The sequence below is a fragment of the Vreelandella profundi genome, assembly GCF_019722725.1.
GTDB classification, from domain to species: Bacteria; Pseudomonadota; Gammaproteobacteria; order Pseudomonadales; family Halomonadaceae; genus Vreelandella; species Vreelandella profundi.
This window is the reverse complement of the sequence record NZ_CP077941.1, coordinates 3,117,446-3,141,271: the sequence shown is the minus strand read 5'-3', so window position 1 is coordinate 3,141,271 and position 23,826 is coordinate 3,117,446. Positions and strand designations below refer to the sequence as shown.

Sequence of the window (23,826 nt, the reverse complement as noted above, 5' to 3'; positions counted from 1 at the left end):
TGCCGGGGCGCGAGGAATCTCGCCCCGGCATTAGGAGAACAACATGGCTCAAATGAAATTTATGTGTGACGCCGAGCGCTGCATTGAATGCAACGGCTGCGTCACCGCCTGTAAGAATGCCAACGATGTTGAGTGGGGCATTCAGCGCCGCCGTGTGGTCACGCTCAATGACGGCGAAGCGAACGAAATGTCGATCTCTGTCGCCTGCATGCACTGTGACGATGCACCCTGCATGGCCGTTTGCCCTACCGACTGCTTCTATAAAACCGATGACGGCATCGTGCTGCACGACAAAGATCTGTGCATTGGCTGCGGCTACTGCCTATACGCCTGCCCGTTTGGCGCGCCGCAGTTTCCTCAGCAGGATGCCTTTGGCGAGCGCGGTAAGATGGACAAGTGCACCTTCTGCGCCGGCGGCCCTGCCGATAGCAAAGAAGAAGAGTACGAGAAGTACGGCTCTAACCGCATCGCGGAAGGTAAGCTGCCGCTATGTGCGGAAATGTGTTCCACCAAAGCGCTGCTGGCCGGTGATGCACAAGACGTCGCTGATATCTTCCGCCAGCGTGTGGTGCAGCGCGGCCACAAAGACGGTGCCTGGTCTAACAACCCCCAGGCCAGTGCCGACAACCTGGCCTATGATGCTGCCCGTAAAGGGTAAGGAGACGTGTCATGAACCAGTTGACTGCACAGGCGCCCGGCGGGGTGTCGCGCTCAGATAACGGGCTTGTTGCCCTGGGCATGTGGCGCTTTATGCTGGTGGCGCTTGCACTGTTGCTTAGCCTTGGTTTTACGCAGGTAGCGGTAGCACAGGCGGACCCTGACCGTGAAATGAGCACCGCCGCCCCGGGCATTACCGCCGATCAGTGGCGCCAGGTGCGCAGCGGCGAGACCGGGCCTAACTACCGCGACTCACGTTTTGACAGCAACTACAGCTTGATCAATGCAAGCGGTGAAACCTGGCGGCAGATCCGTAACCGCTGGGTGTCGCCGTTTGGTTTGATTGCCGTGTTTGGCATGGCGGCGCTGATCGCGCTGTTCTACTTCATTGTCGGACGTAAGGAGCTTGAGGCACCGCGTACCGGTCGCCTGCTATTGCGCTGGACGCTGATGAAGCGCGCGCTGCACTGGACAGTAGCCACGCTATTTATTGTTCTGGCGCTGACGGGAATGACACTGCTGTTTGGCAAGTTTGTGATTCGTCCGCTGTTTGGCGATGGGGTGTGGGCCTGGATGATTGCGGCCACGAAAGTGCTGCACAACTACCTGGGGCCCATCTTTGGTATCCTGCTGGTGATACTGCTGGTCAGTCTGATTAAAGAGAACATTCCCAAAAAGCACGACTGGGAATGGCTCAAAAAGGGCGGCGGTATGGTAGGTAAACAACACGTCGATGCCGGGTTTGCCAACGGGGGTGAAAAAGCCTGGTACTGGATATTAGCCAGTGTCGGACTGCTGGTGATTGCCAGTGGCTTTGTGCTCGATTTCCCCAACTTCAATCAGGGGCGCGATACCATGCAGTGGGCGAACATTATCCACGCAGTGGGCGCGCTGGGGCTAACGGCGGTTTCTCTGGGGCATATCTATATCGGCACGCTGGGTACGGAAGGCGCGTTAGAAGGCATGACCACGGGCTACGTGGATGAAACCTGGGCCAAGGAGCACCACAACCTGTGGTACGAAGAGGTCAAGGATCAGACGGTTTCAGAAGAAGAGGTTGCGGCGCTTAAGTCATCGGGCGGCAGCGGCGAACCCTCGGCAACGCGAACCAGCTGAGAAGCATGCGCAGTATCTGAGACACCGCCATTGGGCGGTGTCTTTTGTTATGCTGCACCTTACGCCACTTTTAACGAGAGGAACGGCAATGTCAGCGTTTAATGAATTGGATCAGGCCACCCGTACCGAACTTGAAGCAGCCGCCTTTCGCCGCCTGCTGCGCCACCTGGACGACAACAAGGATGTGCAGAACATCGACCTGATGATTCTGGCGGACTTCTGCCGTAACTGTCTTTCCAAGTGGATGGTTAGCGCCGCCGACGAGCGCGGCGAATCGCTTGAGTTGGAGGCCGCGCGCGAGTACGTCTACGGCATGCCCTACAGCGAGTGGAAAGATCACCACCAGGCAAAGGCAACGCCTGAACAGCTGGCCGCGCTTGATGCGCGTCAAGCCAAGAAAAATAGCCAGGAGTAGGCGAATGGAATCCATGGTGCCTTTAAACATAGCAGTACTCACCGTCTCGGATACCCGAACGGAAGAGACGGATCGCAGCGGCCAATCGCTTGTTGAACGCCTCACTAGCGCAGGGCATACCCTGGCGGAAAAGCGCATTGTGCCAGACGACGTTTACCGTATTCGTGCGGTGGTCGCAGAGTGGATCGCCAGTGCCAACGTGCAGGTGGTGATCACTACCGGCGGCACCGGCTTTACCGGCCGTGATTCAACCCCGGAAGCCATCTCAGTATTGTTAGACAAGCGCATTGAAGGCTTTGGCGAGCGCTTTCGTCAGCTCAGTGGTGATGAAATTGGCAGCTCCACCATCCAAAGCCGCTGCTTAGGCGGCCTGGCAAACGCGACGGTGGTATTTTGTTTACCCGGCTCGACCGGCGCCTGCCGCACCGGCTGGGATGGCATTCTGGCTGAACAGCTGGATAGCCGACACAAGCCCTGCAACTTCGCCAACCTCGTCATTCCAGGTCGAGGTCAACATGGCTGATTTGCAGCCGATAGACGCCGCGCTTACCGCACTACTCGCCGACGTGCGGCCCATCGCGATCGAGAGTGTCGCGCTGGAAGCCGCCGCCGGTCGAGTGCTGGCTGAGGAAGTCATCGCGCAGTTAGACGTGCCGCCGTTTGATAACAGCGCGATGGATGGTTATGCACTGCGTGCCGCCGATGCCGGAAAGTGGCTGCCCGTTAGCCAGCGTATTGCCGCCGGCACCCCGGCTCAAACGCTTACGCCGGGTAGCTGCGCGCGTATTTTTACCGGCGGCGAGATTCCTCCCGACGCTGACTGCGTGGTGATGCAAGAGCGGGTAGAGGTTGATGGTGAGCGCGCACTGATGCCGGCCGATATTCCCAGCGGTGACAACGTTCGCCTTCAAGGGCGTGATGTGCGCCAAGGCAGTGTATTGCTCAATGCCGGAGAGCGGCTGGAAGCCGCCGTGCTCGGCCATTTGGCAGGGCAGGGCATTACGCAGGTCAGCGTACGGCGCCGCCCTCGGGTGGCCTTGCTGTCGACCGGTGATGAAATTATCGACCCCGGCACGCCGCTGAAACCGGGGCAGCTCTATAACTCTAATCGGCCCATGCTGAAGCGCCTGTTAGAGAACTTTGGTGCTGAGGTGGTGAGTACGATCAGCGTGCCGGATAACTATGCCCGCACCGTGGCGCTGTTAACCGAAGCCGCTGAGGCAGATCTTGTGGTCACCACTGGCGGCGTGAGCGTTGGCGAAGAAGACCACGTAAAGGCTGCGCTGGAGGCGATTGGTCAACTCGATATGTGGAAGCTGGCGATACGCCCAGGCAAGCCCTTAGCGCTAGGCCGCTTGCCTCGCCGTGATGGCAGCCAGGCACGCTTTGTTGGCCTGCCGGGCAATCCGGTGTCGGGATTTGTGGGGGCTTGGCTGTTTCTACGCCCGTTGCTAGGCACACTGCTGGGCTGTCCGGCGCTAAGCCAGCTGCCTACCATCACCGCCAGCGCTAACTTTGCTACCTCAACCGGCCCGCGCGAGCACTACATGCGCGTCACGCTGCAGTTTACGCCCCACGGAGTGACGGCAACGGCCTTTGATGATCAGAACTCAGGCGTGCTCTCGTCGTGCATCAATGCCGATGCGTTTGCGGTGATTCCCGCGCATAGCGAAATAGTCGAAGGCGATGTGATTAGCTGCTTATGGCTGATGGGCGCTTAGTAAATAGGCTAAACGATCGCGTGGGGCACAAAGCAGGAGGAGTCTTTGGTGATGCGCCCTACGTCTTCGCGTATCCCCATGCCGCAGGCGCGATCGCCGACGACCCAGCTGCCAATTAACGCGTGGTTGTCACCAAAGCGAGGCATCGGATGGTACGCCTGGCGAATCCAAGGGCTGTCGGTATACGGGCCGCCCACGGCTTCACGCTGGCCGGCTGGGGTAATTAGTTCCACGTTACTGCCTTCACGGGAGAAAAACGGCTTGCGCACCCAGCCCGCTGGCAGCGGTGGGCTGCTGGCATTCTCGAAAAACGCCGGTAGCAGGTTGGGATGGCCTTCAAAATGCTCCCATAAAAGCGGCAAAATTCCTTTGTTAGAAAGGATGGCTTTCCAGGGAGGCTCAAACCAGTGTGTGTTCAACTGCGGAATTGCCTCGCCAAAGGCATCATCGGCCATCTCTTCCCACGGGTAGAGTTTGAAGAGCGCGTGGATAGGCTGGTCATCTAAATCAACAAAGTGCTCGGCACCGGCCTGTAGGCCGATATCTTCGGTGAAGATAAACGGTGCGTTCAGGCCCGCCTGTACGGCCACATCCTGTAAATAGTGCACGGTGGCACGCTCTTCGGCGTTATCTTTGATGCAGGAAAAATACAGCGTGCGCGCTTCAAGGCGATCGCCAAGATGTGCCATGGCATTGATCAGCCGTTCTTGAATCGAGTTGTACTGATCCGCGTGGCGCGGCAGGATGCCTTGAGCAATCGCCTGCTCAAGCCACACCCACTGAAAAAAGCCGGCTTCGTAAAGCGAGGTGGGCGTGTCGTAATTGAGTTCCAGCAGCTTGGCCGGGCCGTCGCCGGAGTAGGCAAAGTCCATCCGCCCATACAGATGCGGCTGGCCGGATTTCCATGAGTTATGGATGCTGTCCCACATGTGTTCAGGCAGCGCCAAACGCTGCATGAGGGCATTGGAGTGGCAGACTTTATCGACCAGCTCCATGCACATCTCATGCAGCGCTTCAGTAGGCGCCTCTATATCTCTTTCCACCTGTTCCATGGTGAATTGATAGTAGGCGTCTTCTTTCCAGTAGGGCTCCCCATCAATCGTATGGAAATGAAACCCCAGCTCTTGGGCCAGGGCTTTCCATTCTTTGCGTTCAGGGATATCAATTCGTAGCATAGTCGTATCCGCTGATGGCTAGGAGCCCCAGCCACCCCGCGCCGAAGAGCGCGAGCCAAAGCCACTGCGCTGAGATGCGGCTCGGCGGTTCTGGGCCACCGAGCTACGCATTGACTCGTTGCGCTGAGATACGCGCTGCGTGGCCTGGTTAGAAGCGGTGTTCCAGTTGCCCTGGTTCTGGCGGTTGCGGTATACCGGCTCTTGGTAAACCCGCTCAAAGGAGCGGCCACGGCTGGTGTTGGACATCATGCTGCCAACCATATAACCCATCATGGCGGGCATAAACCAGCTGCCGCCCGTGCTGCCCGTGGCGGCTTGGGACTGTTCTTCAGTGGGGGCAGCACAAGCGCCTTCGCCGTTTTCCGCTTCACATTCTTCAAGCGTGTTATAGCGCGGCACCGCTTCTAAGGAAGCCTTGTAGGAATCTTCGCAGGCACTGCGCGTATAAACATTCTCTGCAACGCACTCCTCGACGCTCTGGAAGCTTTTCGGCTCATCGAAGTCGACCTCAGTGATTTGTTCTTCTTGAGGCGGCTGACCACAGGCGGTGAGACCAAACGCGCTGGCACCCATCATCGCTAAGGTAAGGCGACCACTACGCTTGCGACGTGGCAAATGCGGGGTGCGATCTTGTGTAGACATACCGGCTTTCTCCTTTGCTATGCCATTATTACCAGGTCATCGAAGCGGCATTGAGCAAGCCGACTGCCACGGCCACGCTGGCCATTAAAATCCCGTAAGCCTGGTGGCCTTCGGTGATGTGCTGGGAAAGACTTTCACCCTGCTTACGCAAAAATAGCTTAACCGCGAAGAAGGTTGCCAGCTGGACGATAAAGGCCACGACGCCCCAAAGCACAAAATCGATAAAGTTAATCGAGTGCGCCATTGCGCCATATAGCGGAATGGTAAAACCTAAAATAGAGCCGCCATAAGCAGAGGCCGCGGCGGCATTGCCTGCCCGGATCAGCGCCCACTCATTGTGTGGCGTAATACGACTGTAGCAGTACATAAAGGCGGCTAGCAGAATGATCGCGGTCGCTAGGTATGCCAAAAAGGACGGCAGGCCGTAGAGATAATTTACCATGGTACTTATTCCCTTCGAGAGGCTTGTTTACGTTGTAAAATCATCGAGCGGATTACACCGCATCGATATCGACAGAGGCCACATCGACACCGACGTTTTGCACCAGCATATAGCCGCCTTCACCATCGTTTTCAGCGCTTAGCAGTAAATATTCCATGCGCTCAGTGTCTTGGATAGTGCGCTCATAAAGCATGGCATGGTGGATCACCGTAAGCGCGACCATGCTTTCCGTGGTCATGACCTGTTCTTCAAAGACCACTGGCGGTGACCACAGGCTTTCGCCGTTTCCCCAGGCCCGCTCGTAGCTGCAGGTGCGTGGTTCATCCTCCGTCGAATCAAGGGCGACAGTCTGTGCGCCGATGCTGTCTGGCTGTTTGGTTTCACCGTTGATGACGCCGTCAAACTCGGCGTCCGATAGGTGAGCAACACGGTAAAAGTCGAACAGCTTATATTCAAGTACCTGACCATGCTCAATGTTGGCCTGCAGCCACGTATCGTTGTCTAAGTAGAAGCGCACTAAGTGCGCCCCTTGCCCCAGGTCAACGTGCCCGACGGCGGCAATATGATGATAGGCATCATCATCCCAGCGAAACAGAGCATCCTGGTGGGCACGCAGGCCAATCAGCTTGATGTTGACGCGCCCGTCCAGCCTCAGACCTTCAAGGTCTTCCTGACTGATGCCGGTGGGCAACCCTGCGGCGACCGAGCGGTCCGTGCCCGGTTCGTGGGCTTTTTGCGTGTTGGCGCGAAAAAGTGCCTTGAGGGTGTCAAACATGGCCTACCTCGTTAGTGAAGATGGCTGCTCAGCAGCTTGGTCGGATCAGCGATGAGCTTACTCTTGAGCGGCGCTTTTCTTCGCTTTCAGGCGCGCTAACACGTCGTCTGCTTTACGCTGCGTACCGCCAATGCCGGCCGCTTTTAGGCGTGACTCTAGCGAGCTTCCGCTCTCTTCCGCCGCCATTTCATCTGCCGCACTCATTTGCGCTGAGTTAAGTTGCTGGCGCTCTTTGATACGCTCAAGTGATTCCATCGCGCTGCTCATAGCGCTGTTTTGGCCGGAATGACGAGCCGCGACGGCAGACTGGGCTTTTTGCGCCGACTCAGTGGCTTTCACAACGCTAACCTGCTGCTTTAGCTGACGCAGCTGATTGTCGGTGCCGCGAATCGCGCCGCGCAGTTTTTCAATGCTGGCATCGTATTCGCTGACGATGGCGCGCTCTGCTTCCAGGTCATCCTGCAGCGCAACCATGCGCTCGGCGACTTCCACCGCCAGCTCTTCTTCACCTTTATCGAGGGCGGCCTCAGCGCTTTTTTCCAGCTCGGTAATTTTGCTTTCCAAGGTGTCCGCTTTGTTACTGTTTAGCTGGCGCTGGCCCATTAAACGGGTGAGCTCAGTTTTCGATTGGCTAAGGTGGTTTTCCGAGTCGCGAATTTCTTGGTCTAAAATGCGCAGTGCCTGTGAATCCACCACGGTTTGACCGGTTTCATTCGCTTTGCCACGTAGGGCCGTCATGATTTTGCTTAACATAGAGAGTCTCTCTTTAAAAATTAAAAAAATATCGTTATCTCACCGCCGCCCTATAATTAATCATCGCTATCGATATTAACGCTATTAATAGTAACCATAGCGGCGACGGTACATTAATCAGTATTAGACGAAGTGCGTTTGAATCAGTTCAGCAACGTCCATAGCGGCAGCGGCCGTGGCGTGCAGCTCAGCGCAAATGGACTCAAGCTTAGAGTCGCCAAACAGCTGTCCGTAGGCCACATAAACATCTTGTCCGTCGATTTCTACAATGCCGACAGAGGCTAACGGTAACGAAATGCCCTGACGCAGCAGCACGTCGTTCAGCTCAGCGGTTTTGGTCACGCTTTCTACCGCCACAATGGGGGCCATCGCGATCCACTCATTTTCGCTGCGCGAAAGCGTCATCGGCAAGTTGCCGTAATCGTTAAGCTCCCAAATCAGCGTCTGATTCGCTTCATCCAGGCTGATTGTCGCCTGGGGCCACTCGATCGTTGCAGCGTCGTCGCTGCTGGACGATGGTTGGCTTACTATACGATACAGTTCGGCGGCGGTTATACCATTAGTGACGGTAGGCTGAGTCAAGGCGATTTGCTCCATCGTTCGTTAAGTGGTTTCACCTTAACACTTAGTGAAGCAAATGGTTCCTTTTCCCAGAAGAGCCCTACTAAAAGCCCCGCACGTGGCGGGGCAAAAGGCTGGCAAGAGTATGTTTTCAGGGCGGGCCGTTAAGACGAGCGATAGGTGTCGTTGAACTGCTTGCGCAGCTCATTTTTCTGCACTTTACCCATAGTATTGCGCGGTAGCTCATCGACAAAAAATACGCGTTTGGGCTGCTTATACTTGGCCAGCCGTCCGTCTAAATGCTGGATCACCACCGCTTCTTCAAGCTTGTTTGCTTCAGCACCTGCGCCTTTTTGGCGCACGACTACCGCCGTTACGCCCTCGCCAAAATCAGGGTGTGGCAAGCCAATCACCGCTGACTCAGCGACCTGCTCAAGCTCATCGATTACTTGCTCGACTTCTTTGGGGTAGACGTTGTAGCCACCGGAAATCACCAAGTCTTTGTCCCGGCCGACGATATGCACATAGCCTTGTTCGTCGACCATGGCGAGGTCGCCGGTAATGAAAAAGCCGTCATCTAGAAGCTCTTCACGGGTTTTCTCAGGCATCCGCCAGTAGCCGATAAACACGTTCGGACCGCGAATTTGCAGCATGCCTATCTCTCCATGCGCCACCTCACCGCCGGTCTCACGGTCGGTAATGCGCATTTCCACGCCGGGTAACGGCATGCCGACGGTGCCCGCGCGACGTGCGCCTTCATAAGGGTTGGAAAGGTTCATATTGGTTTCGGTCATGCCATAGCGCTCAAGAATCGCATGGCCGGTTTTAGCCTCAAAGGCTTCATGCGTTTCAGCGGTTAGCGGGGCAGAACCGGAGACGAATAACCGCATGTTGGCAGTAGCATCAGGGGTCAGGCGCTCATCCTGTACTAGCCGGGTATAGAAGGTGGGAACGCCCATCATCACGCTGCCTTGGGGCAGCTCGTCAAAGATGACATCGGCATCGAATTTGGGCAGAAACAGCATGCTGGCGCCCGCCATCAGGGTGACGTTGCAGGCAACGAATAGGCCATGGGTGTGAAAGATGGGAAGGGCGTGAATCAACCGATCATCCGCGCTGAAGCGCCATGCTTTTAAGAGAGTTTGCGCATTAGAGGCCAGATTTTCATGCGTGAGCATGGCGCCTTTCGAGCGGCCCGTGGTTCCTGAGGTATACAAAATAGCGGCTAGATCACGCTCGCCGAGCGTCACAATATCTTCTCGTGGTGCTACCTGGCGGGCGGCTTCCATCAGGGTGCCGTCTGCGGCGCTGCCCAGGGTGGCTACCGCCGGGCAGCCGGTGTCTGTGGCAAGCGTGCGCGCCTCATCAGCGGCCTTGGGCCGGCAAACGAACAGCGCAGGCTCGGCGTCATTTAGAAAGTAGCGAATTTCATCGCCGGTGTAGCCGGTATTTAAGGGCAGATAAACGCCGCCGATGCGCAGGCAGGCTAAATAAAGCAGGATCGCTTCCGGGCTTTTATCCACCTGGACGGCGACACGATCGCCTTGTTTAACGCCAAGCTCGGTTAATGCGCCGGCAAGCTGCGCGCTCATGTTCAGCGCATCGGCATAACTGTAGTGGCGACCTTCACGTGTGGTAATAAAATCGGCGTCAGCACGCTCGCGCATCTTGGCGGCAAACGTTGTAAATAGGTTATGGCTCATTTTGTTGTTTCTCCCTTAGCCAGTTTGCGCGCGCGACGAGCAAGGTCGCGCACCTCATTTGAGCAGGCAACGGTGGCCTTGGCGGTATAGTTTTCGTGGTTGTGCTCGATATCGTCCAGCACATATAGATAGTTGACCATTAAGCCGGCGCTCTGTTGAAACCCCTTGTCGGACGTGTCGCCTAACCAGTTGATGCGGTGCAGCTCAGCACCGTTGCCCAGGTGAAAACGCGCGACCGGGTTTAGCGGTAGGCCGTGGCTGTTCTTCTCATCCACCAGGTAGCGTGCGGCCAGCGGGCGAATCGCGGCTTTAAGCTGCTCTTCATGGGCTTTATCTTGATGCCACGCCGGTGTTTCAAGCGCCTTGAGTGACTGTCGCAGCGGCTGGGGCAGCTGTTCATCGTCACGCTGTGCTTGCAGCCATTGGGCGAAACCGGGCACCGGTGAAAGCGTCACAAAGTATTTAAGCTGCGGCAGTTCCTGCGAAAGCTCCTGAACCACCTGCTTGATTAAAAAGTTGCCAAACGATATTCCGCGTAGCCCCGTTTGGCAGTTACTGATGCCAAAGAACGCCGCGGTATCGGCGTCATCAGGGTCGTTGAGTCCCTTTTTAGCGCCAGATCTCTCTCCAGACATCTCTCCAGATAAGATGGGCTGAATACGGCTCGGCAGGCCCTTATGCAGCGCGACTTCGACAAAGATAAGCGGCTCGTCGCCAATCGCCGGGTGGAAGAAGGCAAAGCAGCGCCGGTCGCGAGCGTCGAGACGACGACGCAGATCGTCCCAGTCTTGAATTTCATGAACTGCCTCGTAGCGAATAATCTTCTCTAGAATCGAGGCCGGCGTGTTCCAATCAATGCGCTTGAGCATCAAAAAGCCGCGGTTAAACCAGGAGCCGAATAGATGGCCAAAATCATCGTCAATCGCGGCTAGATCAGGCTGTTCGCGTAATAATCCTAGTAAGTCTTCGCGCATTTTAACCAGCTCATAAGTACCGTCGCTGGCCAGGTTCAAACGCCGGAAGAGCTCCTGGCGACGCGGTTCGCAGGCCTCGAAAAGCCGCTGCAGAGAGTCATTGTCACGGGCCTTATGGTAGCTTGCGTAGGCTGCGTCGATAGGGCCTGGCTCGGCCGCGAAGTCAGCCGCTAGACGGGCAAAAAAGCTGCTTTTTTCAGCCTCTGATAGACGTTGATAGATCGCTAAGGCGCGGCTTGCCAAGGCAATGCTGGAGGCTTCCCCATCGCTTTCAAGCAGCGTTTGGCAGGCTTTGACTAGTTGGCGGTGGTCGGGCGTTAGCGTCTCAGGCTGGCGGCGTCGCAACAGAGCATCACGCTGGGTGATGTTGTTGAACAGCTCCTGAAGAAACGTCATGTTCATTATTCGCTCCTCAACCCATGATCAAGTTAGGTAACCACAGTGCGATGCCTGGGAAAAGGCACAGCAGCAAGATACCCAGCACCATGCATAGCGCGTAGGGCAAGCTCCCCATCAGAATGTCGCGCAGTGAGATATCCGGCGCGATGCCTTTAATAATGAATAGATTGAGGCCTACCGGTGGCGTGATCAGACCGATCTCCAGGTTGATGGTCAAAATCACGGCAAACCAATAGGGGTCGAAGTTGGCCGCCAAAATGATCGGCAATAAAATAGGCGCGGTCATCACGATCACGGCGACGGGCGGTAGGAAGAAGCCTGCCACCAGCAAGAAGAGGTTAATCACCCCCATGAGCGCCCAGCGGTTTACTTCCAGATCCGCAATCGCGGCCGCCACGGTTTGGGTGATAAACATCGAGGAAAGCGCGTAGGCAAACACTTCAGCGGTAGCAATGACCAGCATGATCATCACGCTTTCGCGCAGCGAGTCGCGCATGATTAATTTGATGGGCCCTAGCTGCCACATGCGGTAGATAAGTATTGCCAGCGCCAAACACAGGAAAGCCCCGACACCCGCTGCCTCTGAGGGTGTTGCCACTCCGCCGTAGAGGGCAAACAAAATACCCGCGACTACGCCTAGAAATGGTAGAACACGGACTAACGCTTTCAGATTGGTATCAACATTCTCCTTAACGTTCTGTTTTAACCGATCAACGGACGCCGCCATTGGGTTGTTATAACCCCCGGCTCTTTTGCAGGCGATCATGGTCCAGATCATAAACAGGCCTGCGAGCATAAAGCCCGGCACCACGCCGGCAATAAACAGTCGCCCGATCGAGGTTTCGGTGGAAATCCCGTAGATGATCATGGTGACCGACGGCGGAATCAAAATCCCCAAGGTGCCGCCTGCGGCAATACAGCCCGCCGCGACGCCGTCGGGGTAGCCGCGCTTACGCATTTCAGGAATGCCCATTTTGCCAATTGCCGCGCAGGTCGCCGGTGACGAGCCTGAAAGGGCGGCAAAAATCGAACATGCGCCGATATTTGAAACGGCCAAGCCACCGGGCAGCTTACCCATCCATAGGTCCAGCGAGCGATACAGATCACGCCCCGTGGGCGAGGACGCCACCGCAGCGCCCATCAAAATGAACATGGGAATGGCAACGAAGCCAAATTCCGCAATGCGATCAAAAAACGTCTCGCCGAAGTAGGTAAGCTCAGAAAGACCGCGGTCATAAAGCAGCGCCAGCAGGGAAACGCCGCCGAGTGCAAACGCAATAGGGGTGCCGATGGCCATTAGCGCAATCAGCGCGATGGCGACAATAATGCCTAACGTAATGGGATCCATGCTCAGCTCTCCCCACGCAAAATTTCAGCTACATACTGAAGTGATAAAAGGGTCGCGCCGACGGCCATTGGCAGCAGTGCCGGCCATAGCGGCGGGTTCCATACCGAACCGGTGGTCCAGTCACCGTGAACGGCTTCAAGAACATAGACCCAGCTGGCATAGGCGAGCGCGGCGCAAAAACCTAAACCAAATAGCGCGGCGACTAGGCGCATCGCCTTGCGCGCAATGCCACCCAGCGCATCGGGTACAATTGTGATGGCGACGTGACCGCCGGTCATTAAGACGTAGGGGCTACCCATTAACATCGCCCCGGTGACCGAAAAAATGGTGAACTCGGTCTGCCAGCTGGTGCTCATTCCCAATACGTAGCGCACAAAGACCATCTGGCAGATAACCAGCACGCCAGCAATAAACATTGCGCTGGCTAAGTAGGCAGAAACGCGAGAAAGCACGTCCATGGCGCGAATGTAGCCGCCAAGAATGCCTCCGCGTGAGGAGGGTTCGTGAGTGGTGGTTGCCATATTTGTTCATCCGGCTGAGCAAGCATCATAAGGCGGCCACGCCTAGCGGAGTGGCCGAGCTATTAGGCGTTAACCCGTTGCTTACTCAACGGCGAGAGCCGCATCGATAATGGCCTGGCCATTAGGCACGTTCTCAGCAAAGTTTTTGTAGGAGGTCTCGCGGGCGATATCAAGCCAAGCGTTGTAGTCTTCTTCGCTCATGCTGACAACCTCAACGCCATTTTCTTCGTAGAGGTCGACCATTTCTTGATCAATCGCCGTAGCGGCTTCAGCGAAGAAGTTCTGTGCCGATTTGCCAGCTTCCATTAACGCCGTTTGCTGCTCTTCGTTAAGCCCCTGCCATACTTGCTCAGAGATCAGAATCGGCTCGTACATAAACCACAGCGCGAAGTCGCCTGGCTGGGTCAAACATTCAACCTGCTCGTAAAGGCGAAAGGAGATAAATGACATGGAGGACGTGTTGGCAGCCTCCAGCACGCCGGTTTGCATGGCGGTATAAATCTCAGAGGAGGGCATTGAGGCAATTGATGCGCCTGCCTCTTCCAGCATCTCTTCAAACGCAGGACCCGCCGCACGAATATTTTGCCCGCTTACGCTTTCAGGTGAGGTTATGCATTGCTCGCTTGAGGCAAAGCCGCCAGATAGCCAGGCATCGGCAAGTACGCGCCCACCGCCTTCTAAAATGACGTCTTTGATGAGCCGCATATATTCAGAGTCGTTCAGGCGCTGAGCATGCGCTTGGTTACGTACCAGTCCTGGCATCAGCGTGGCAGAGAACTCCGGATGGCGGCCGCTGGCGTAATCAAGCGGTAGCGACGTGATATCCAAGCGGCCCCTCGCCAGTGCTCCCCACTGTTCGCGAGCTTTAAACAGCGATTGGCCAGGGTAAACTTCGATGGTCAGCCCGACATCTGCGTCGGCCACTTCGCGGGCCATGAGCTGAACCATTTCATCGCGTACATCCCCCTGGCCACCAGGGAATTGGTGCGAGGCACGTAGTACGGTATCCGCAGAGGCATGAGAAGCCGCGATAGCAAGACCTAGTGCAGCCGCGGTAGGGATCAAATAGCGTTTCATGTGGCATCTCCAACACTTGTTGTTATGTTTTTGGATAAGCTTTTGTGTGTTCATCAGGCAAGCTGATATATATTTCAATAGCGGTTAACTGTGCTAATGTCAACTATATGGTCTTTTTAAATGCGTGAAATAAGCCGCGATTCAGGAGGTAAAACATGACGGGCATTAAGCGTTCAAACGCACAGCGACTGAGAGATTCTCTCGAAGATGACATTATTAATGGCCGCCGCGTCCCCGGAGAGCGGCTCGATCCTGAGGCCTTGGGGCAGGCGTTTCAGGTCTCTCGAACGCCGGTACGTGAGGCTTTTCAGCAGCTGGTTGCCAGCGGGCTGGTAACGGTGTCACCCAAGAAAGGCACTTTTGTGGCAAAAGTCGGTATCGACCAGTTGATCGAAATGTTTGAAGTCATGGCCGAGCTTGAAGGAATGTGCGGCCGTTTGGCTGCCCGCCGGATCACCGATCAGGAACTGACGGCACTACGTGACGCGCATCGGCGATGCGAAGCGGCTGCCTTAGCTGGTGATAGCGACGAGTATTATTACGAAAATGAAGGTTTTCACGACTGCATTTACGCCGCCAGCCACAATACTTTTTTGGCCAGCGAAGCGCGTCAGTTAAAGCAACGCCTAAAGCCCTATCGACGCCTGCAGCTGCAGGTGCGACAGCGGGTGCATAGCTCACTGAGCGAGCATCAAACCATCGTAGAAGCGATTGAGAAAGGTGACCCGGCAGCCGCGCAGCGGGCATTAAGCGACCATGTGTTGATTCAAGGCGAACGCTTTAGCGACTTCGTTTCTAGCGTGCGGCGCATGGAGGGGCCGCTAGAGCATATCGGTTAGATTTGTCCATATCGGTGGGGTAATCGTCCTTGCCGACATGGCGCGTTGCACGGGCATTCTCTCTATCGAAAGCAGCGGTCACTACATCTGCGCAGGCGTCACTGCGGAGATTGATATGGCGCTTTCGCTGGTAGAGACCGTCTCCGCACCAATGCGTGATCGGGTAATTGGCTTAGGAATAGTTGGCGGTGCTGGTCTGGCAATATCGAACTAGGTTGGCAAACGCTTAAAAATCTCTCGACGCACACTACACTTTGTTGCGCGTTATCTGCTTATCGCTTTCGTTCGACGCTTCTATTTACTATTTTCACAACGCGTCTACCAGCTCTTCATATCGATTCCCTTGGTCTTCTAAAAAGATGGTTATGCTGATTTTAAAGAAATGTTATAACATATAATAAATTTCGAGTAAGCAGGAGCTCATCATGGGAAAAGTCCCGGTTACCGTACTGACAGGCTATTTAGGCTCTGGCAAAACAACGCTACTCAACCGCATTCTCTCTGAGGATCACGGCAAACGCTATGCAGTGATCGTCAATGAGTTTGGTGAACTGGGGATTGATCACGATCTGGTCGTTGGCGCCGATGAAGAAGTCTTTGAGATGAATAATGGCTGTATCTGCTGCACCGTTCGCGGTGACTTGATACGCATTATTTCAGGTTTAATGAAGCGCATTGATCGTTTTGACGCGATCATCATTGAAACGACAGGTCTGGCGGATCCTGCGCCTGTAGCGCAGACTTTTTTTGTTGATGACGATGTGCGCAGCAAAACGGCGCTGGATGCGGTGGTCACGGTCACGGTCACTGACGCCAAGCACCTGCCCGCTCGGCTTAGCGATAGTCCAGAAGCAGCTGAACAGGTGGCGTTTGCCGACGTTATTATCCTCAACAAGATCGATCTTATCGATGAGCAGGAGCAGCAGGCGCTCGTCGCACGGATTCGTAACATCAATCCCTATGTAAAAGTCGTGACGGCCAACCATTGCGATGTCGACCTTTCTGAGGTGCTCGACCTCGGGGCCTTTGATCTGGAAAGAATCATCTCGTTGGAACCGGGGTTTCTGACCGAGGAGCACGCCCATGAGCATGATGAGCAGGTCAAGAGTATCTCGTTGACGGCGAATCAACCGCTGCTTCCCGAGCGGTTTGATGCCTGGGTCACGGAAGTGCTGCGTACTGATGGCGTGAATATTCTGCGCTGCAAAGGGATCTTACATCTGCTGGATCAGCCCAAACGCTATGTTTTTCAAAGTGTGCATATGCTGGCCAATGGGATCTTTACACAGCCGTGGACGAGCAGTGAGCCGCGCCATAGCCGTCTGGTGTTTATTGGTCGTGATTTGGATGAAGCAAAACTGCGGGCCGGGTTCGAGGCTTGTATCCAAAAGGTTAGCGCCACCCAGAGGCTGTCATGAGTCAGCCGGCCTCGATCCTTGAGCAGTTGGGGTGTCAGTGGCAGTGGTCGGCGTATGTGCTATCCGCCTGTTTTGATAAAGCGAACAATCTAGCCTTTGCGCTCGGTGATGGCAGCGTGCGTCTGTTACCCGCTAATGCGGATAATGAGCCTATCAAGACCCAAGCCCATCAAGGCGCCGTGTTAAGTCTTTCCAGCGCGCCGAAAGCGGGGTTTTTGAGCGGCGGCGATGATGGGTGCTTTAGGCGCATTGACGCCGATGGCACGGCCAATGAGATGGCTGCTTTCCAGGGTTGCTGGATTGACCACGTGGCCAGCCACGCCAATGGGATGATGGCTTGCACCGAAGGCAATCGGCTAAATTTGTATGCCGAGAAAGGCCAGCCTCTGGTGCGTGAATTCCCGAGTACGATAGGCGGCATCTGCTTTGCGCCTAACGGTTACCGCATGGCCGTGGCCCATTACGGTGGCGTAACGCTCTGCTCCACGCGTTCGGCAGAATCAGCGCCGGTGTCACTCAAGTGTCCCGGCTCGCACCTGGCGGTTACCTGGAGCCCGGATAGTCGCTTTGTTATTTCTGCAATGCAGGAGGAGTGTCTGCGCGGCTGGCGACTCGAGGACAATGATGCCCTTTTTATGAGTGGCTATAGCGCTAAGGTAAAGTCATGGTCTGGTTCAATGGCGGACGCTATTTGGCCACCAGCGGTAGTCCTTGTGCGCCTTGCTGGTCATTCAAGGGCCGCAAAGGGCCTAAAGGACGTGAGCCGATAACGCCGGGTGAATCGGCCAGCGCCTTAGTCACCGCCGTCGCCGGAGACCCCAAACACGCGATCCTCGCGATCGGTTACGATAACGGTCAAATCACTATCGCAGAGCCCCTACGCGAGCAGGAAGTCGTCGTTAAACCACCAGGCAATGGGGCAATTACCACCATGTGCTGGTCGTCGGATGGCAACTGGCTAGCGTTTGGCACTGAGACAGGTTTTGCCGGGCGTCTCCCGGTAGCGGGCTAGCGGCTCGCACTACTGATCTATACACACGACCAACCAGGAAAACTTATGATTGCCAAACGGGAACGCGGCAAACTGGAGCGGCAGCTAATCGCTTCGCTGACCGATGCCTGCGAGCAGGCCAAAGTGGAGGTGGCAGGGTTTGTCTGGCTAACCCACTGCGTTGACTACCAGCACTTCCCCGCAAGCCTTGTCGTTATCTGGGTATTTGATACCGACGCCCACTTAGCTTCAGCGCTGAAGGATGACAAACAGCGTCTACATGATGTTACGGCTAACGCCCTGGCCGAGGCTGGCGTAGCACTCGATAGCGTTACCCATCATATCGACTTTGATAGCGAGCAGGCGTGCCAACGCAGCCACGGTGGCGACTGGCAGCGCCGATTGCGCTCACGCGCTGCGAGGCACTAATGGCCAAAAAAATTGACAGTCCCTGCATATCCACTTGCCAGTTGAAAGGCGGCATGTGTTCCAGCTGTGGGCGCAGCATTGAAGAGATCCGCCACTGGAAATCCATGAAGCGGCCCGAGAAAATCTCTACCCTTAAGCGAGCCGAACAGCGGCGAAAGAAGCTCAACAAATAGTGTTTAGCCCTAGACTGCTTGGCGAAAACGCATAATCTGTCCTTGCCCAATGGGGTCTTCAATAATGTCGGCATGCACGCCAAAGGTTTGGCGCAGCCGACGGCACGTCAGCACTTGCCGAGGCGTGCCCAAATCGACCAGTCGACCGCTTTCTATAACGCCAATACGGTCACAGTCCATGGCCTGGTTTAGATCGTGGAGAGCAATCACCACCGTAATGGGAAGTTGCCTGACTAACTGAAGAATGGCGAGCTGGTGGCGAATATCCAGGTGGTTGGTGGGCTCATCCAGCAGTAGCACGCTAGGCTGTTGGGCCAGGGCTCGCGCAATGTGGGCGCGCTGGCGCTCGCCGCCGGAAAGCGTATGCCAAAGACGCTCAGCCATCGACTGCATACCCACATCCGCCAGCGCGCGCGAGATGATGGCTTCATCCTCATCAGACCAGGGGTGAAACGGCGAAAGAAAGGGGGTACGACCCAGTGATACGGCCTGGTGAACGCTGATGCGCTCAGTGGTGTTGGCCTGCTGCTCGACCAGCGCCACCAAGCGCGCTATGTCGCGCTGACGCATGCGGCCCATATCTTGCTCGCCGACTCGTACGCGACCCACTTTAGATTTTTGCAGGCCGGCAAACAGACGTAGCAGCGTCGTTTTACCAGAGCCGTTCGGCCCGATCAGCCCAAAGGTCTCACCAGCGGCAATTTCAAAGCTGACATCCTTCAGCAGCGTGCGTCCCTGAACTGTCCAGCTCAGATTTTCTGCGGCGAGCTTCATCGTGATCTTGCTCCGCGAATCAGTATTAAAGCGAAAATCGGCGCGCCGACCAGTGCCGTGACAACCCCAATGGGGAGTACCTGCCCCGCAACCAGTACTCGGGACACCACGTCAGCGCCGATCAGAAATACCGCGCCCGCCAATGCAGAGGCGGGCACTAGGCGGGTGTGCCGGCTCCCCGTTAGACATCGCATGGCATGAGGAATTACCAACCCCACAAAGCCGATAGCACCTACCATGGAAACCATCACAGCGGTTATCAGCGCGACGGTGGCGATCAGGATTCCCCGATCACGGCGCACGGCGATGCCCATGGATGCCGCACTGTCGACGCCAAAGGTAAAGGCATCCAGCGTTCGCCGATACCAGAGGCAGATCAACAGGCCGCCAAGCGCGGTGGGTACGGCAAGAAAGGCGTTGTCCCAGCGAACGCCGGAAAGATTGCCCATCAGCCAAAACATGATGCCGCGGGCCTGCTCCGCGCTGGCCGACTTGGCAATGATAAACGCCGTCAACGCGTTAAACAGGCTCGATCCGGCGATACCGGCCAAAATGATTGTGCTGGATGCTTGTGTTCCACCACCGGCGCTATCAGACGCTGCGTAGGCGAGCACTACCACCAGCCCGAATGCCGCAATGGCTCCGACCATGGCACCCACCGAGAGGGTTACAACGCCTGCGCCAAACCCAGCAACGGCGACCAAAACGGCGCCGGTCGATGCGCCTGCGGAAATTCCCATCAGGTAGGGATCGGCCAGCGGATTGCGCAGCAGCGCCTGAAGCACAACACCGGCCAGCGCCAGCCCGGCACCACAGCATGCCGCGACGACTGCGCGGCTTAGACGATAACTCCAGATAATCCCGGCATCGATTCGATCAACGGGATAGCCAGCTCCCAACAACTGATTGGCAAGCACCTTCAGGACCGTTTCTACCGGTATCGACGTCTCGCCAATGGCGGTTCCGGCGATGAGCGCCGAGAAGAGAATCAGCGGCGCCAGCCAGCACCAAAGGCCACGCACCTGAAGGCACGGCCATGTCGTGAGCGCAGATGCCCTGTTCATCGCTCGAAGGTCATCCCCGACAGGGCATCTGATAATGTTTCAAGCCCGAAAAGAGTGCGCATTGTCGCGCTCATGGCGTGGGCATCCATCTCGATGATATGGCCGTTTTGAACCGCTTGCATTTCACGCGTCACAGGGTCGCTTTCCAGAAATGCACGCTTGGCGTCGATATCGTCAGCGGGATAGCGGCGGCGGTCCATATGCGCGATGACAATCACGTCCGGATTGGCTCGAGCAATAGTCTCCCAGTCTACCGTGGGCCACTCCTCATCGGACTGGATGACGTTGTGTATCCCTAGTGATTTCATCATATAGCCGGGCGCGCCCAGTTGCCCCGCGACAAAGGGGGCAACGCCATTATCGGGCGAGGAGAACCAGAACACTGCAGAAAGGTTATCCGGTAGATCAAGTTGGGCGGCGGCGGCAACCGCGTCTGCTTCACGAGTATCAAGGCTCTCAATCAGCGCTTCCCCAGCCGATTGCACATTGAAGATTTCGGCGAGCTCGACAATGCCCTTGTAAATGTGAGCCGGCGAAAACGGCGCAGTACGCATGCCGTCGCCGCCGGTGGTGTTATCTTTGGTATCGCAGTCGGCAGGCATGATGTATGTAGCAATGCCCAGATCGTCAAACTGCTCACGCGTTCCTACGCTGCCTGTCGCGCCAACATGCCATTCATACTGCACAGCGACTAGTTCGGGGCGTTGGTTAACCACTGACTCAAAGCTTGGGTCGTTATCGGCGATGCGTTCAATGGCGGTGTTAAGCTCACTAAATTGCGGTAATACGGGCGTAAACCATACAGACGTGGCCAATACCTGATCGCCCAGCCCCAGCGCATAGAGGATTTCGGTTGCCGACTGGCCGATGGTGACCGTACCGTTGGGCGCTGCTGAAAAGCTAATCTGCTTGCCGCAGTTATTCAGCGTCAGCGGGTAGTCCGTTGTATCAGCCATGGCATAGCTGGCAGACACTCCAGACACTGCCAGCAGCATTGAGCGAATGAGGTTCATGAAAATTCTCAATACAAAAGGTTGTTAGGCCAGCGTCACCTCTAGCCAAGGGGGCAAGGAGACAACGATGTTCTGATTTATTGTTATGTTATAACATATGATATGGCTTGCAAAGCTGTGCTTGCTCGTGCCCCAGCATTAAATGCTGGGGCACGCAGAAAGCAGGAGAAGCCGGGTGGGGAAGGAGATGATCAAGATAGAGGCAAAACAGCAGCTATATATTTTAACGAGCTGCTGACTTTACGTACTCGATCAGAAATCCCCCGGCGCGCACTGTAGGCAGGTAAGGCCCAGCGCGCGCCACTGGGCAACCACGGCATCACGATCATCCAGCACCAGCCAGGGGGCGAACCCATCGTCGCGCATTTGCTTGAGCAGCGCGGTTTTCACCTCTTCATCATCCACATGGTCATCGCCTTCTGGGCGCAGGTACATGGCATCAAAAGGGATGGCGTGACGCTCTAACCAACGCTGAGTATGCTCGCGGTGGCTATCCGGGCGGCCGCTGCAAATCACAATCTGCTGGCCTTGCGTCTTGAGAATAGTGACCAGCTTGGCAACCGCATCAATCACCGGTGCTTCGGCCATATGGGCGAAGAACGGCTCCCACTGTTTTTGGCTACCCAGCACCCAATCGCTGACCTGGTGGGGATGAAACTCGGCAAGGGTACCGTCAACGTCGACAATTACTGCGGACATGCAAAACTCCTTAATGATGACAACGTGGTTGGGCGCGTACCGGCTTTAAGGTGGCGAGTCGTACATAGACGCTTACCCAGCAGCCTGCTCCAGGCGTTTAACGCATTATCAGTGAGCTGAGTAAATAGCGGAACGGTCCGGGTAGCGCCTAGCTGATCGGCGAGTGCCACCAGGTGCGAGGCACGCAGGTGCACATTCCAGCGCTGCGCGCTTATCTTGCCTGCGGCGAGCTGGGCGCAGCGCTCGGGCGTCAAATAGCCGGTATGCAGTAGATGATGATGGGGCCATTGCTCTGGCGTGTCGTCGCGATCGCTAATCAGTTGAAGCGTAGCATTTGGATCATTCTTGCCTGTCAAAACGCGGTCAATGGCGGCATCGATGCCCGGGCGCCTTAGCGTGGCTGGCTGGGCAAGCAGGCTTGCCAAGGCGCTGCGTATTGCTGGATCAATCGCCAAACTTATTCCCTGTTGCAGGGCTAGCTGGCTAAGCCATAGCGCCAGCTCCAACGCGCGACCGGAGGTGGGTACAGGGAGCGCGAGCGGGCGATGAATCTGCTGGCGTAGCTGCTGATAGCATGCTGCTTGCGGGGCATCGTAGCTGCCGTAAGAGCCGTCCAGCAGTGCAGTGGCGGCTTTGGGCGGCGTATCGAACGGGAACACCCGCGACTCAAAGCAGGCATCGCCGCTGTAAAATACGCCGCTGCCAATCGCAAGGTGCAGCCATACGCCCCCGAGCGAGTGGCCGGCTTGCCCTGTGGTGACGTCAATGCCTGCGACGGTTAGCGAGCCGCGCTCGGGCAATGGCCGCCACGTGCGGCCAGGTGGCAGCGCCTGGGCGACCAGCGGCGTGCAGTACAGCGGCACATCTCTAGGCAGGTGGGCCACGCCGCCAATATGATCGATATGGTCGTGACTAATCAGCACTGCGTCTACATCAAGATGGTTGGCCCAGGTAATGGTGTCGCCGGGGTGGAGCGCTCCGCCTGCATCCAGCAGCAGGCGTTTACCGTTTGCCTCGACCACGATAGCGGCCGGCCCTTTGTCGCCTAAACCGCTTAGAATGTCGATGTCGACGCTCATTGGTCGGGCTCCAGGCACCAGCCTTGAAGAAGGGTGACGGCGACCTGGCTACCCAATTCAGCTGCGCTGTGATGATAGGCCAGCAGCGTTTCGCCGCTGGGCAGACGCAGGCTGAGCTCAAAGCGCTCGCCACGAAAAATAATGCTTTCAACCTGAGCGGGCAGTTGATCTGCCGTAGCAGTAGAAGGGCTGATCTGAATATGCTCAGGGCGCACCAGTACCGTTTGAGTGCGCTCCGATGCAACGGCGCTCAGGCCGCGCATTAAGGCAGTGCTTTCTAGGCGTTTGCCGGGACTTCCGGCGGCAACTTTTAGCTGGCTCCCTTGGCCGATAAACCCCGCTACCCACGGCGTGCGTGGCTCCCGGTAAAGCGTTTCTGGCGCGCCCCACTGCACCAGTTTTCCGGCTTTCATGACGGCAATTTTGTCGGCCAGCGCCATCGCTTCGGTTTGGTCATGCGTGACGTAAACCAGGGTGGCGCCAGTGCGCTGATGAAAGTCGCGAAAGCTGTGTTCCATGGTGGCGCGCAGGTGGCGGTCAAGGTTGGCCAGTGGCTCATCCAGCAGCACTACGGATGGGTCGCTAACCAGGCAGCGAGCCAGGGCCACTCGCTGGCGCTGGCCGCCGCTGAGAGCTTGGGGCGTGCGCCCGGCGTAGGCTTCAAGCTCTACCAAGGCCAGGGCTTGCTGAACCTTTTGCTGATACGCCGCCCCGCGCAGGCCGCGAAGTTTGACTGGGTAGCCGACGTTGTCGGCGACGCTCATATGCGGCCACAGCGCATAGGATTGAAACACCATTGCCATATCGCGTTGTTCCGGCGGCATATGGATATTTGGGCCTGCCAACGTGCGGTTGCCTAGTCGAATAGTGCCGTCGTTAACCGTCTCAAAGCCTGCCAGCATGCGCAGCATGGTGGTTTTGCCGCAGCCGCTGGGGCCGAGCAGCGCCACAAACTCACCAGGGGCAACCGCAAGGGATAGTTCATCGACGGCGGTGTGCTCGCCGAAGCGTTTGCTGACACGCTCAATGGTTAGCCCGGTCATATTAGCTTTGTCCATATTAGCCCTG

28 protein-coding genes are annotated in these 23,826 nt (G+C 56.5%); 11 read left to right on the top strand and 17 right to left on the bottom strand.

The features are described from left to right. Positions 1 to 43 precede the first annotated feature (43 nt). The 5 genes from fdh3B to KUO20_RS14335 all read left to right on the top strand — a co-directional run bounded on the left by fdh3B (position 44) and on the right by KUO20_RS14335 (position 3,909). The gene (gene fdh3B, locus KUO20_RS14355; protein WP_235040515.1) at positions 44 to 658 is read left to right on the top strand and encodes a formate dehydrogenase FDH3 subunit beta; all 615 of its coding nucleotides are present in this window, start codon (positions 44 to 46) and stop codon (positions 656 to 658) included. An 11-nt stretch (positions 659 to 669) separates the two neighbouring features. Next, complete coding sequence (locus tag KUO20_RS14350; protein WP_235040514.1) at positions 670 to 1,773, top strand: formate dehydrogenase subunit gamma; 1,104 nt, start codon at positions 670 to 672, stop codon at positions 1,771 to 1,773. Between the two features lie 88 nt (positions 1,774 to 1,861). Continuing rightward, on the top strand, positions 1,862 to 2,188 hold the full coding sequence (locus KUO20_RS14345; RefSeq protein ID WP_235040513.1) for a DUF1244 domain-containing protein: 327 nt from the start codon (positions 1,862 to 1,864) through the stop codon (positions 2,186 to 2,188). A 4-nt stretch (positions 2,189 to 2,192) separates the two neighbouring features. Continuing rightward, positions 2,193 to 2,711, top strand: coding sequence for a molybdenum cofactor biosynthesis protein B (gene moaB / locus KUO20_RS14340; protein WP_235040512.1), 519 nt, complete (start codon positions 2,193 to 2,195; stop codon positions 2,709 to 2,711). Then, positions 2,704 to 3,909: a molybdopterin molybdotransferase MoeA gene (locus KUO20_RS14335; RefSeq protein ID WP_235040511.1), complete on the top strand. Its 1,206-nt coding sequence runs from the start codon at positions 2,704 to 2,706 to the stop codon at positions 3,907 to 3,909. The genes moaB and KUO20_RS14335 overlap by 8 nt, the downstream gene beginning before the upstream one ends. Before the next feature lie 8 nt (positions 3,910 to 3,917). Here KUO20_RS14335 and KUO20_RS14330 read toward each other — a convergent pair whose 3' ends face one another. The 11 genes from KUO20_RS14330 to dctP all read right to left on the bottom strand — a co-directional run bounded on the left by KUO20_RS14330 (position 3,918) and on the right by dctP (position 14,279). Further along, complete coding sequence (locus KUO20_RS14330; protein WP_235040510.1) at positions 3,918 to 5,084, bottom strand: glutathionylspermidine synthase family protein; 1,167 nt, start codon at positions 5,082 to 5,084, stop codon at positions 3,918 to 3,920. An 18-nt stretch (positions 5,085 to 5,102) separates the two neighbouring features. Next, positions 5,103 to 5,726: a DUF1190 domain-containing protein gene (locus KUO20_RS14325; RefSeq protein ID WP_235040509.1), complete on the bottom strand. Its 624-nt coding sequence runs from the start codon at positions 5,724 to 5,726 to the stop codon at positions 5,103 to 5,105. A gap of 28 nt (positions 5,727 to 5,754) precedes the next feature. Continuing rightward, complete coding sequence (locus KUO20_RS14320; protein WP_235040508.1) at positions 5,755 to 6,168, bottom strand: DUF350 domain-containing protein; 414 nt, start codon at positions 6,166 to 6,168, stop codon at positions 5,755 to 5,757. 52 nt (positions 6,169 to 6,220) lie between these two features. Further along, positions 6,221 to 6,943 (bottom strand): DUF2491 family protein, encoded by a 723-nt coding sequence (locus KUO20_RS14315; protein ID WP_235040507.1) that lies wholly within the window; start codon positions 6,941 to 6,943, stop codon positions 6,221 to 6,223. A 57-nt stretch (positions 6,944 to 7,000) separates the two neighbouring features. Further along, the gene (locus KUO20_RS14310) at positions 7,001 to 7,696 is read right to left on the bottom strand and encodes a PspA/IM30 family protein (protein ID WP_235040506.1); all 696 of its coding nucleotides are present in this window, start codon (positions 7,694 to 7,696) and stop codon (positions 7,001 to 7,003) included. A gap of 123 nt (positions 7,697 to 7,819) precedes the next feature. Continuing rightward, positions 7,820 to 8,278, bottom strand: coding sequence for a DUF2170 family protein (locus KUO20_RS14305; protein ID WP_235040505.1), 459 nt, complete (start codon positions 8,276 to 8,278; stop codon positions 7,820 to 7,822). 143 nt (positions 8,279 to 8,421) lie between these two features. Further along, complete coding sequence (locus KUO20_RS14300) at positions 8,422 to 9,960, bottom strand: malonate--CoA ligase (RefSeq protein WP_235040504.1); 1,539 nt, start codon at positions 9,958 to 9,960, stop codon at positions 8,422 to 8,424. Then, positions 9,957 to 11,336 (bottom strand): malonyl-CoA decarboxylase, encoded by a 1,380-nt coding sequence (locus KUO20_RS14295; RefSeq protein WP_235040503.1) that lies wholly within the window; start codon positions 11,334 to 11,336, stop codon positions 9,957 to 9,959. Before KUO20_RS14295 ends, KUO20_RS14300 begins: the two co-directional genes overlap by 4 nt. A 10-nt stretch (positions 11,337 to 11,346) precedes the next feature. Next, positions 11,347 to 12,681: a TRAP transporter large permease gene (locus tag KUO20_RS14290; protein ID WP_235040502.1), complete on the bottom strand. Its 1,335-nt coding sequence runs from the start codon at positions 12,679 to 12,681 to the stop codon at positions 11,347 to 11,349. 2 nt (positions 12,682 to 12,683) lie between these two features. Next, a complete protein-coding gene (locus KUO20_RS14285; protein ID WP_235040501.1) occupies positions 12,684 to 13,202 on the bottom strand; it encodes a TRAP transporter small permease subunit in 519 nt (172 codons plus the stop codon). A gap of 81 nt (positions 13,203 to 13,283) precedes the next feature. Then, positions 13,284 to 14,279 (bottom strand): TRAP transporter substrate-binding protein DctP, encoded by a 996-nt coding sequence (dctP, locus tag KUO20_RS14280; protein WP_235040500.1) that lies wholly within the window; start codon positions 14,277 to 14,279, stop codon positions 13,284 to 13,286. A 155-nt stretch (positions 14,280 to 14,434) separates the two neighbouring features. Between dctP and KUO20_RS14275 the strand changes: the two genes are divergently transcribed. From KUO20_RS14275 to KUO20_RS14250, 6 genes are all read left to right on the top strand, one after another. Continuing rightward, on the top strand, positions 14,435 to 15,118 hold the full coding sequence (locus KUO20_RS14275) for a GntR family transcriptional regulator (RefSeq protein ID WP_235040499.1): 684 nt from the start codon (positions 14,435 to 14,437) through the stop codon (positions 15,116 to 15,118). 37 nt (positions 15,119 to 15,155) lie between these two features. Beyond that, positions 15,156 to 15,332, top strand: a complete 177-nt coding sequence (locus KUO20_RS14270; RefSeq protein ID WP_235040498.1) for a hypothetical protein — start codon at positions 15,156 to 15,158, stop codon at positions 15,330 to 15,332. 211 nt (positions 15,333 to 15,543) lie between these two features. Further along, on the top strand, positions 15,544 to 16,536 hold the full coding sequence (locus KUO20_RS14265; protein WP_235040497.1) for a CobW family GTP-binding protein: 993 nt from the start codon (positions 15,544 to 15,546) through the stop codon (positions 16,534 to 16,536). Further along, a complete protein-coding gene (locus KUO20_RS14260; RefSeq protein WP_235040496.1) occupies positions 16,533 to 17,306 on the top strand; it encodes a WD40 repeat domain-containing protein in 774 nt (257 codons plus the stop codon). Before KUO20_RS14265 ends, KUO20_RS14260 begins: the two co-directional genes overlap by 4 nt. A 287-nt stretch (positions 17,307 to 17,593) precedes the next feature. Continuing rightward, complete coding sequence (locus tag KUO20_RS14255) at positions 17,594 to 17,956, top strand: hypothetical protein (protein WP_235040495.1); 363 nt, start codon at positions 17,594 to 17,596, stop codon at positions 17,954 to 17,956. Then, entirely contained in the window at positions 17,956 to 18,129 is a 174-nt protein-coding gene (locus tag KUO20_RS14250) for a DUF1289 domain-containing protein (RefSeq protein ID WP_273543277.1), read from the top strand. Before KUO20_RS14255 ends, KUO20_RS14250 begins: the two co-directional genes overlap by 1 nt. A 9-nt stretch (positions 18,130 to 18,138) precedes the next feature. On the opposite strand, the gene KUO20_RS14245 is transcribed toward KUO20_RS14250, so the two are convergent. The 6 genes from KUO20_RS14245 to KUO20_RS14220 form a co-directional block, all read right to left on the bottom strand. After that, the gene (locus tag KUO20_RS14245; protein WP_235040494.1) at positions 18,139 to 18,903 is read right to left on the bottom strand and encodes an ABC transporter ATP-binding protein; all 765 of its coding nucleotides are present in this window, start codon (positions 18,901 to 18,903) and stop codon (positions 18,139 to 18,141) included. Further along, positions 18,900 to 19,967 carry a FecCD family ABC transporter permease gene (locus tag KUO20_RS14240; protein WP_235040493.1) on the bottom strand — a complete coding sequence of 356 codons (1,068 nt, stop codon included), beginning with the start codon at positions 19,965 to 19,967 and terminating at the stop codon, positions 18,900 to 18,902. Before KUO20_RS14240 ends, KUO20_RS14245 begins: the two co-directional genes overlap by 4 nt. Further along, positions 19,964 to 20,980 (bottom strand): ABC transporter substrate-binding protein, encoded by a 1,017-nt coding sequence (locus KUO20_RS14235; RefSeq protein WP_235040492.1) that lies wholly within the window; start codon positions 20,978 to 20,980, stop codon positions 19,964 to 19,966. Before KUO20_RS14235 ends, KUO20_RS14240 begins: the two co-directional genes overlap by 4 nt. Positions 20,981 to 21,232: 252 nt before the next feature. Next, the gene (locus tag KUO20_RS14230) at positions 21,233 to 21,679 is read right to left on the bottom strand and encodes a phosphatase domain-containing protein (RefSeq protein WP_235040491.1); all 447 of its coding nucleotides are present in this window, start codon (positions 21,677 to 21,679) and stop codon (positions 21,233 to 21,235) included. Further along, positions 21,667 to 22,758, bottom strand: a complete 1,092-nt coding sequence (locus KUO20_RS14225) for an MBL fold metallo-hydrolase (protein ID WP_235040490.1) — start codon at positions 22,756 to 22,758, stop codon at positions 21,667 to 21,669. The genes KUO20_RS14230 and KUO20_RS14225 overlap by 13 nt, the downstream gene beginning before the upstream one ends. Beyond that, entirely contained in the window at positions 22,755 to 23,801 is a 1,047-nt protein-coding gene (locus tag KUO20_RS14220) for an ABC transporter ATP-binding protein (RefSeq protein WP_235042490.1), read from the bottom strand. The genes KUO20_RS14225 and KUO20_RS14220 overlap by 4 nt, the downstream gene beginning before the upstream one ends. Between the last annotated feature and the right edge of the window lie 25 nt (positions 23,802 to 23,826).

Bases quoted from the DNA above. Each gene is read 5' to 3' on its own strand.
- fdh3B (WP_235040515.1), top strand. From the start codon at position 44: ATGGCTCAAATGAAATTTATGTGTGACGCCGAGCGCTGCATTGAATGC.
- KUO20_RS14350 (WP_235040514.1), top strand. From the start codon at position 670: ATGAACCAGTTGACTGCACAGGCGCCCGGCGGGGTGTCGCGCTCAGAT.
- KUO20_RS14345 (WP_235040513.1), top strand. From the start codon at position 1,862: ATGTCAGCGTTTAATGAATTGGATCAGGCCACCCGTACCGAACTTGAA.
- moaB (WP_235040512.1), top strand. From the start codon at position 2,193: ATGGAATCCATGGTGCCTTTAAACATAGCAGTACTCACCGTCTCGGAT.
- KUO20_RS14335 (WP_235040511.1), top strand. From the start codon at position 2,704: ATGGCTGATTTGCAGCCGATAGACGCCGCGCTTACCGCACTACTCGCC.
- KUO20_RS14330 (WP_235040510.1), bottom strand. From the start codon at position 5,084: ATGCTACGAATTGATATCCCTGAACGCAAAGAATGGAAAGCCCTGGCC.
- KUO20_RS14325 (WP_235040509.1), bottom strand. From the start codon at position 5,726: ATGTCTACACAAGATCGCACCCCGCATTTGCCACGTCGCAAGCGTAGT.
- KUO20_RS14320 (WP_235040508.1), bottom strand. From the start codon at position 6,168: ATGGTAAATTATCTCTACGGCCTGCCGTCCTTTTTGGCATACCTAGCG.
- KUO20_RS14315 (WP_235040507.1), bottom strand. From the start codon at position 6,943: ATGTTTGACACCCTCAAGGCACTTTTTCGCGCCAACACGCAAAAAGCC.
- KUO20_RS14310 (WP_235040506.1), bottom strand. From the start codon at position 7,696: ATGTTAAGCAAAATCATGACGGCCCTACGTGGCAAAGCGAATGAAACC.
- KUO20_RS14300 (WP_235040504.1), bottom strand. From the start codon at position 9,960: ATGAGCCATAACCTATTTACAACGTTTGCCGCCAAGATGCGCGAGCGT.
- KUO20_RS14295 (WP_235040503.1), bottom strand. From the start codon at position 11,336: ATGAACATGACGTTTCTTCAGGAGCTGTTCAACAACATCACCCAGCGT.
- KUO20_RS14290 (WP_235040502.1), bottom strand. From the start codon at position 12,681: ATGGATCCCATTACGTTAGGCATTATTGTCGCCATCGCGCTGATTGCG.
- KUO20_RS14285 (WP_235040501.1), bottom strand. From the start codon at position 13,202: ATGGCAACCACCACTCACGAACCCTCCTCACGCGGAGGCATTCTTGGC.
- dctP (WP_235040500.1), bottom strand. From the start codon at position 14,279: ATGAAACGCTATTTGATCCCTACCGCGGCTGCACTAGGTCTTGCTATC.
- KUO20_RS14275 (WP_235040499.1), top strand. From the start codon at position 14,435: ATGACGGGCATTAAGCGTTCAAACGCACAGCGACTGAGAGATTCTCTC.
- KUO20_RS14270 (WP_235040498.1), top strand. From the start codon at position 15,156: ATGGCGCGTTGCACGGGCATTCTCTCTATCGAAAGCAGCGGTCACTAC.
- KUO20_RS14265 (WP_235040497.1), top strand. From the start codon at position 15,544: ATGGGAAAAGTCCCGGTTACCGTACTGACAGGCTATTTAGGCTCTGGC.
- KUO20_RS14260 (WP_235040496.1), top strand. From the start codon at position 16,533: ATGAGTCAGCCGGCCTCGATCCTTGAGCAGTTGGGGTGTCAGTGGCAG.
- KUO20_RS14255 (WP_235040495.1), top strand. From the start codon at position 17,594: ATGATTGCCAAACGGGAACGCGGCAAACTGGAGCGGCAGCTAATCGCT.
- KUO20_RS14250 (WP_273543277.1), top strand. From the start codon at position 17,956: ATGGCCAAAAAAATTGACAGTCCCTGCATATCCACTTGCCAGTTGAAA.
- KUO20_RS14245 (WP_235040494.1), bottom strand. From the start codon at position 18,903: ATGAAGCTCGCCGCAGAAAATCTGAGCTGGACAGTTCAGGGACGCACG.
- KUO20_RS14240 (WP_235040493.1), bottom strand. From the start codon at position 19,967: ATGAACAGGGCATCTGCGCTCACGACATGGCCGTGCCTTCAGGTGCGT.
- KUO20_RS14235 (WP_235040492.1), bottom strand. From the start codon at position 20,980: ATGAACCTCATTCGCTCAATGCTGCTGGCAGTGTCTGGAGTGTCTGCC.
- KUO20_RS14230 (WP_235040491.1), bottom strand. From the start codon at position 21,679: ATGTCCGCAGTAATTGTCGACGTTGACGGTACCCTTGCCGAGTTTCAT.
- KUO20_RS14225 (WP_235040490.1), bottom strand. From the start codon at position 22,758: ATGAGCGTCGACATCGACATTCTAAGCGGTTTAGGCGACAAAGGGCCG.
- KUO20_RS14220 (WP_235042490.1), bottom strand. From the start codon at position 23,801: ATGACCGGGCTAACCATTGAGCGTGTCAGCAAACGCTTCGGCGAGCAC.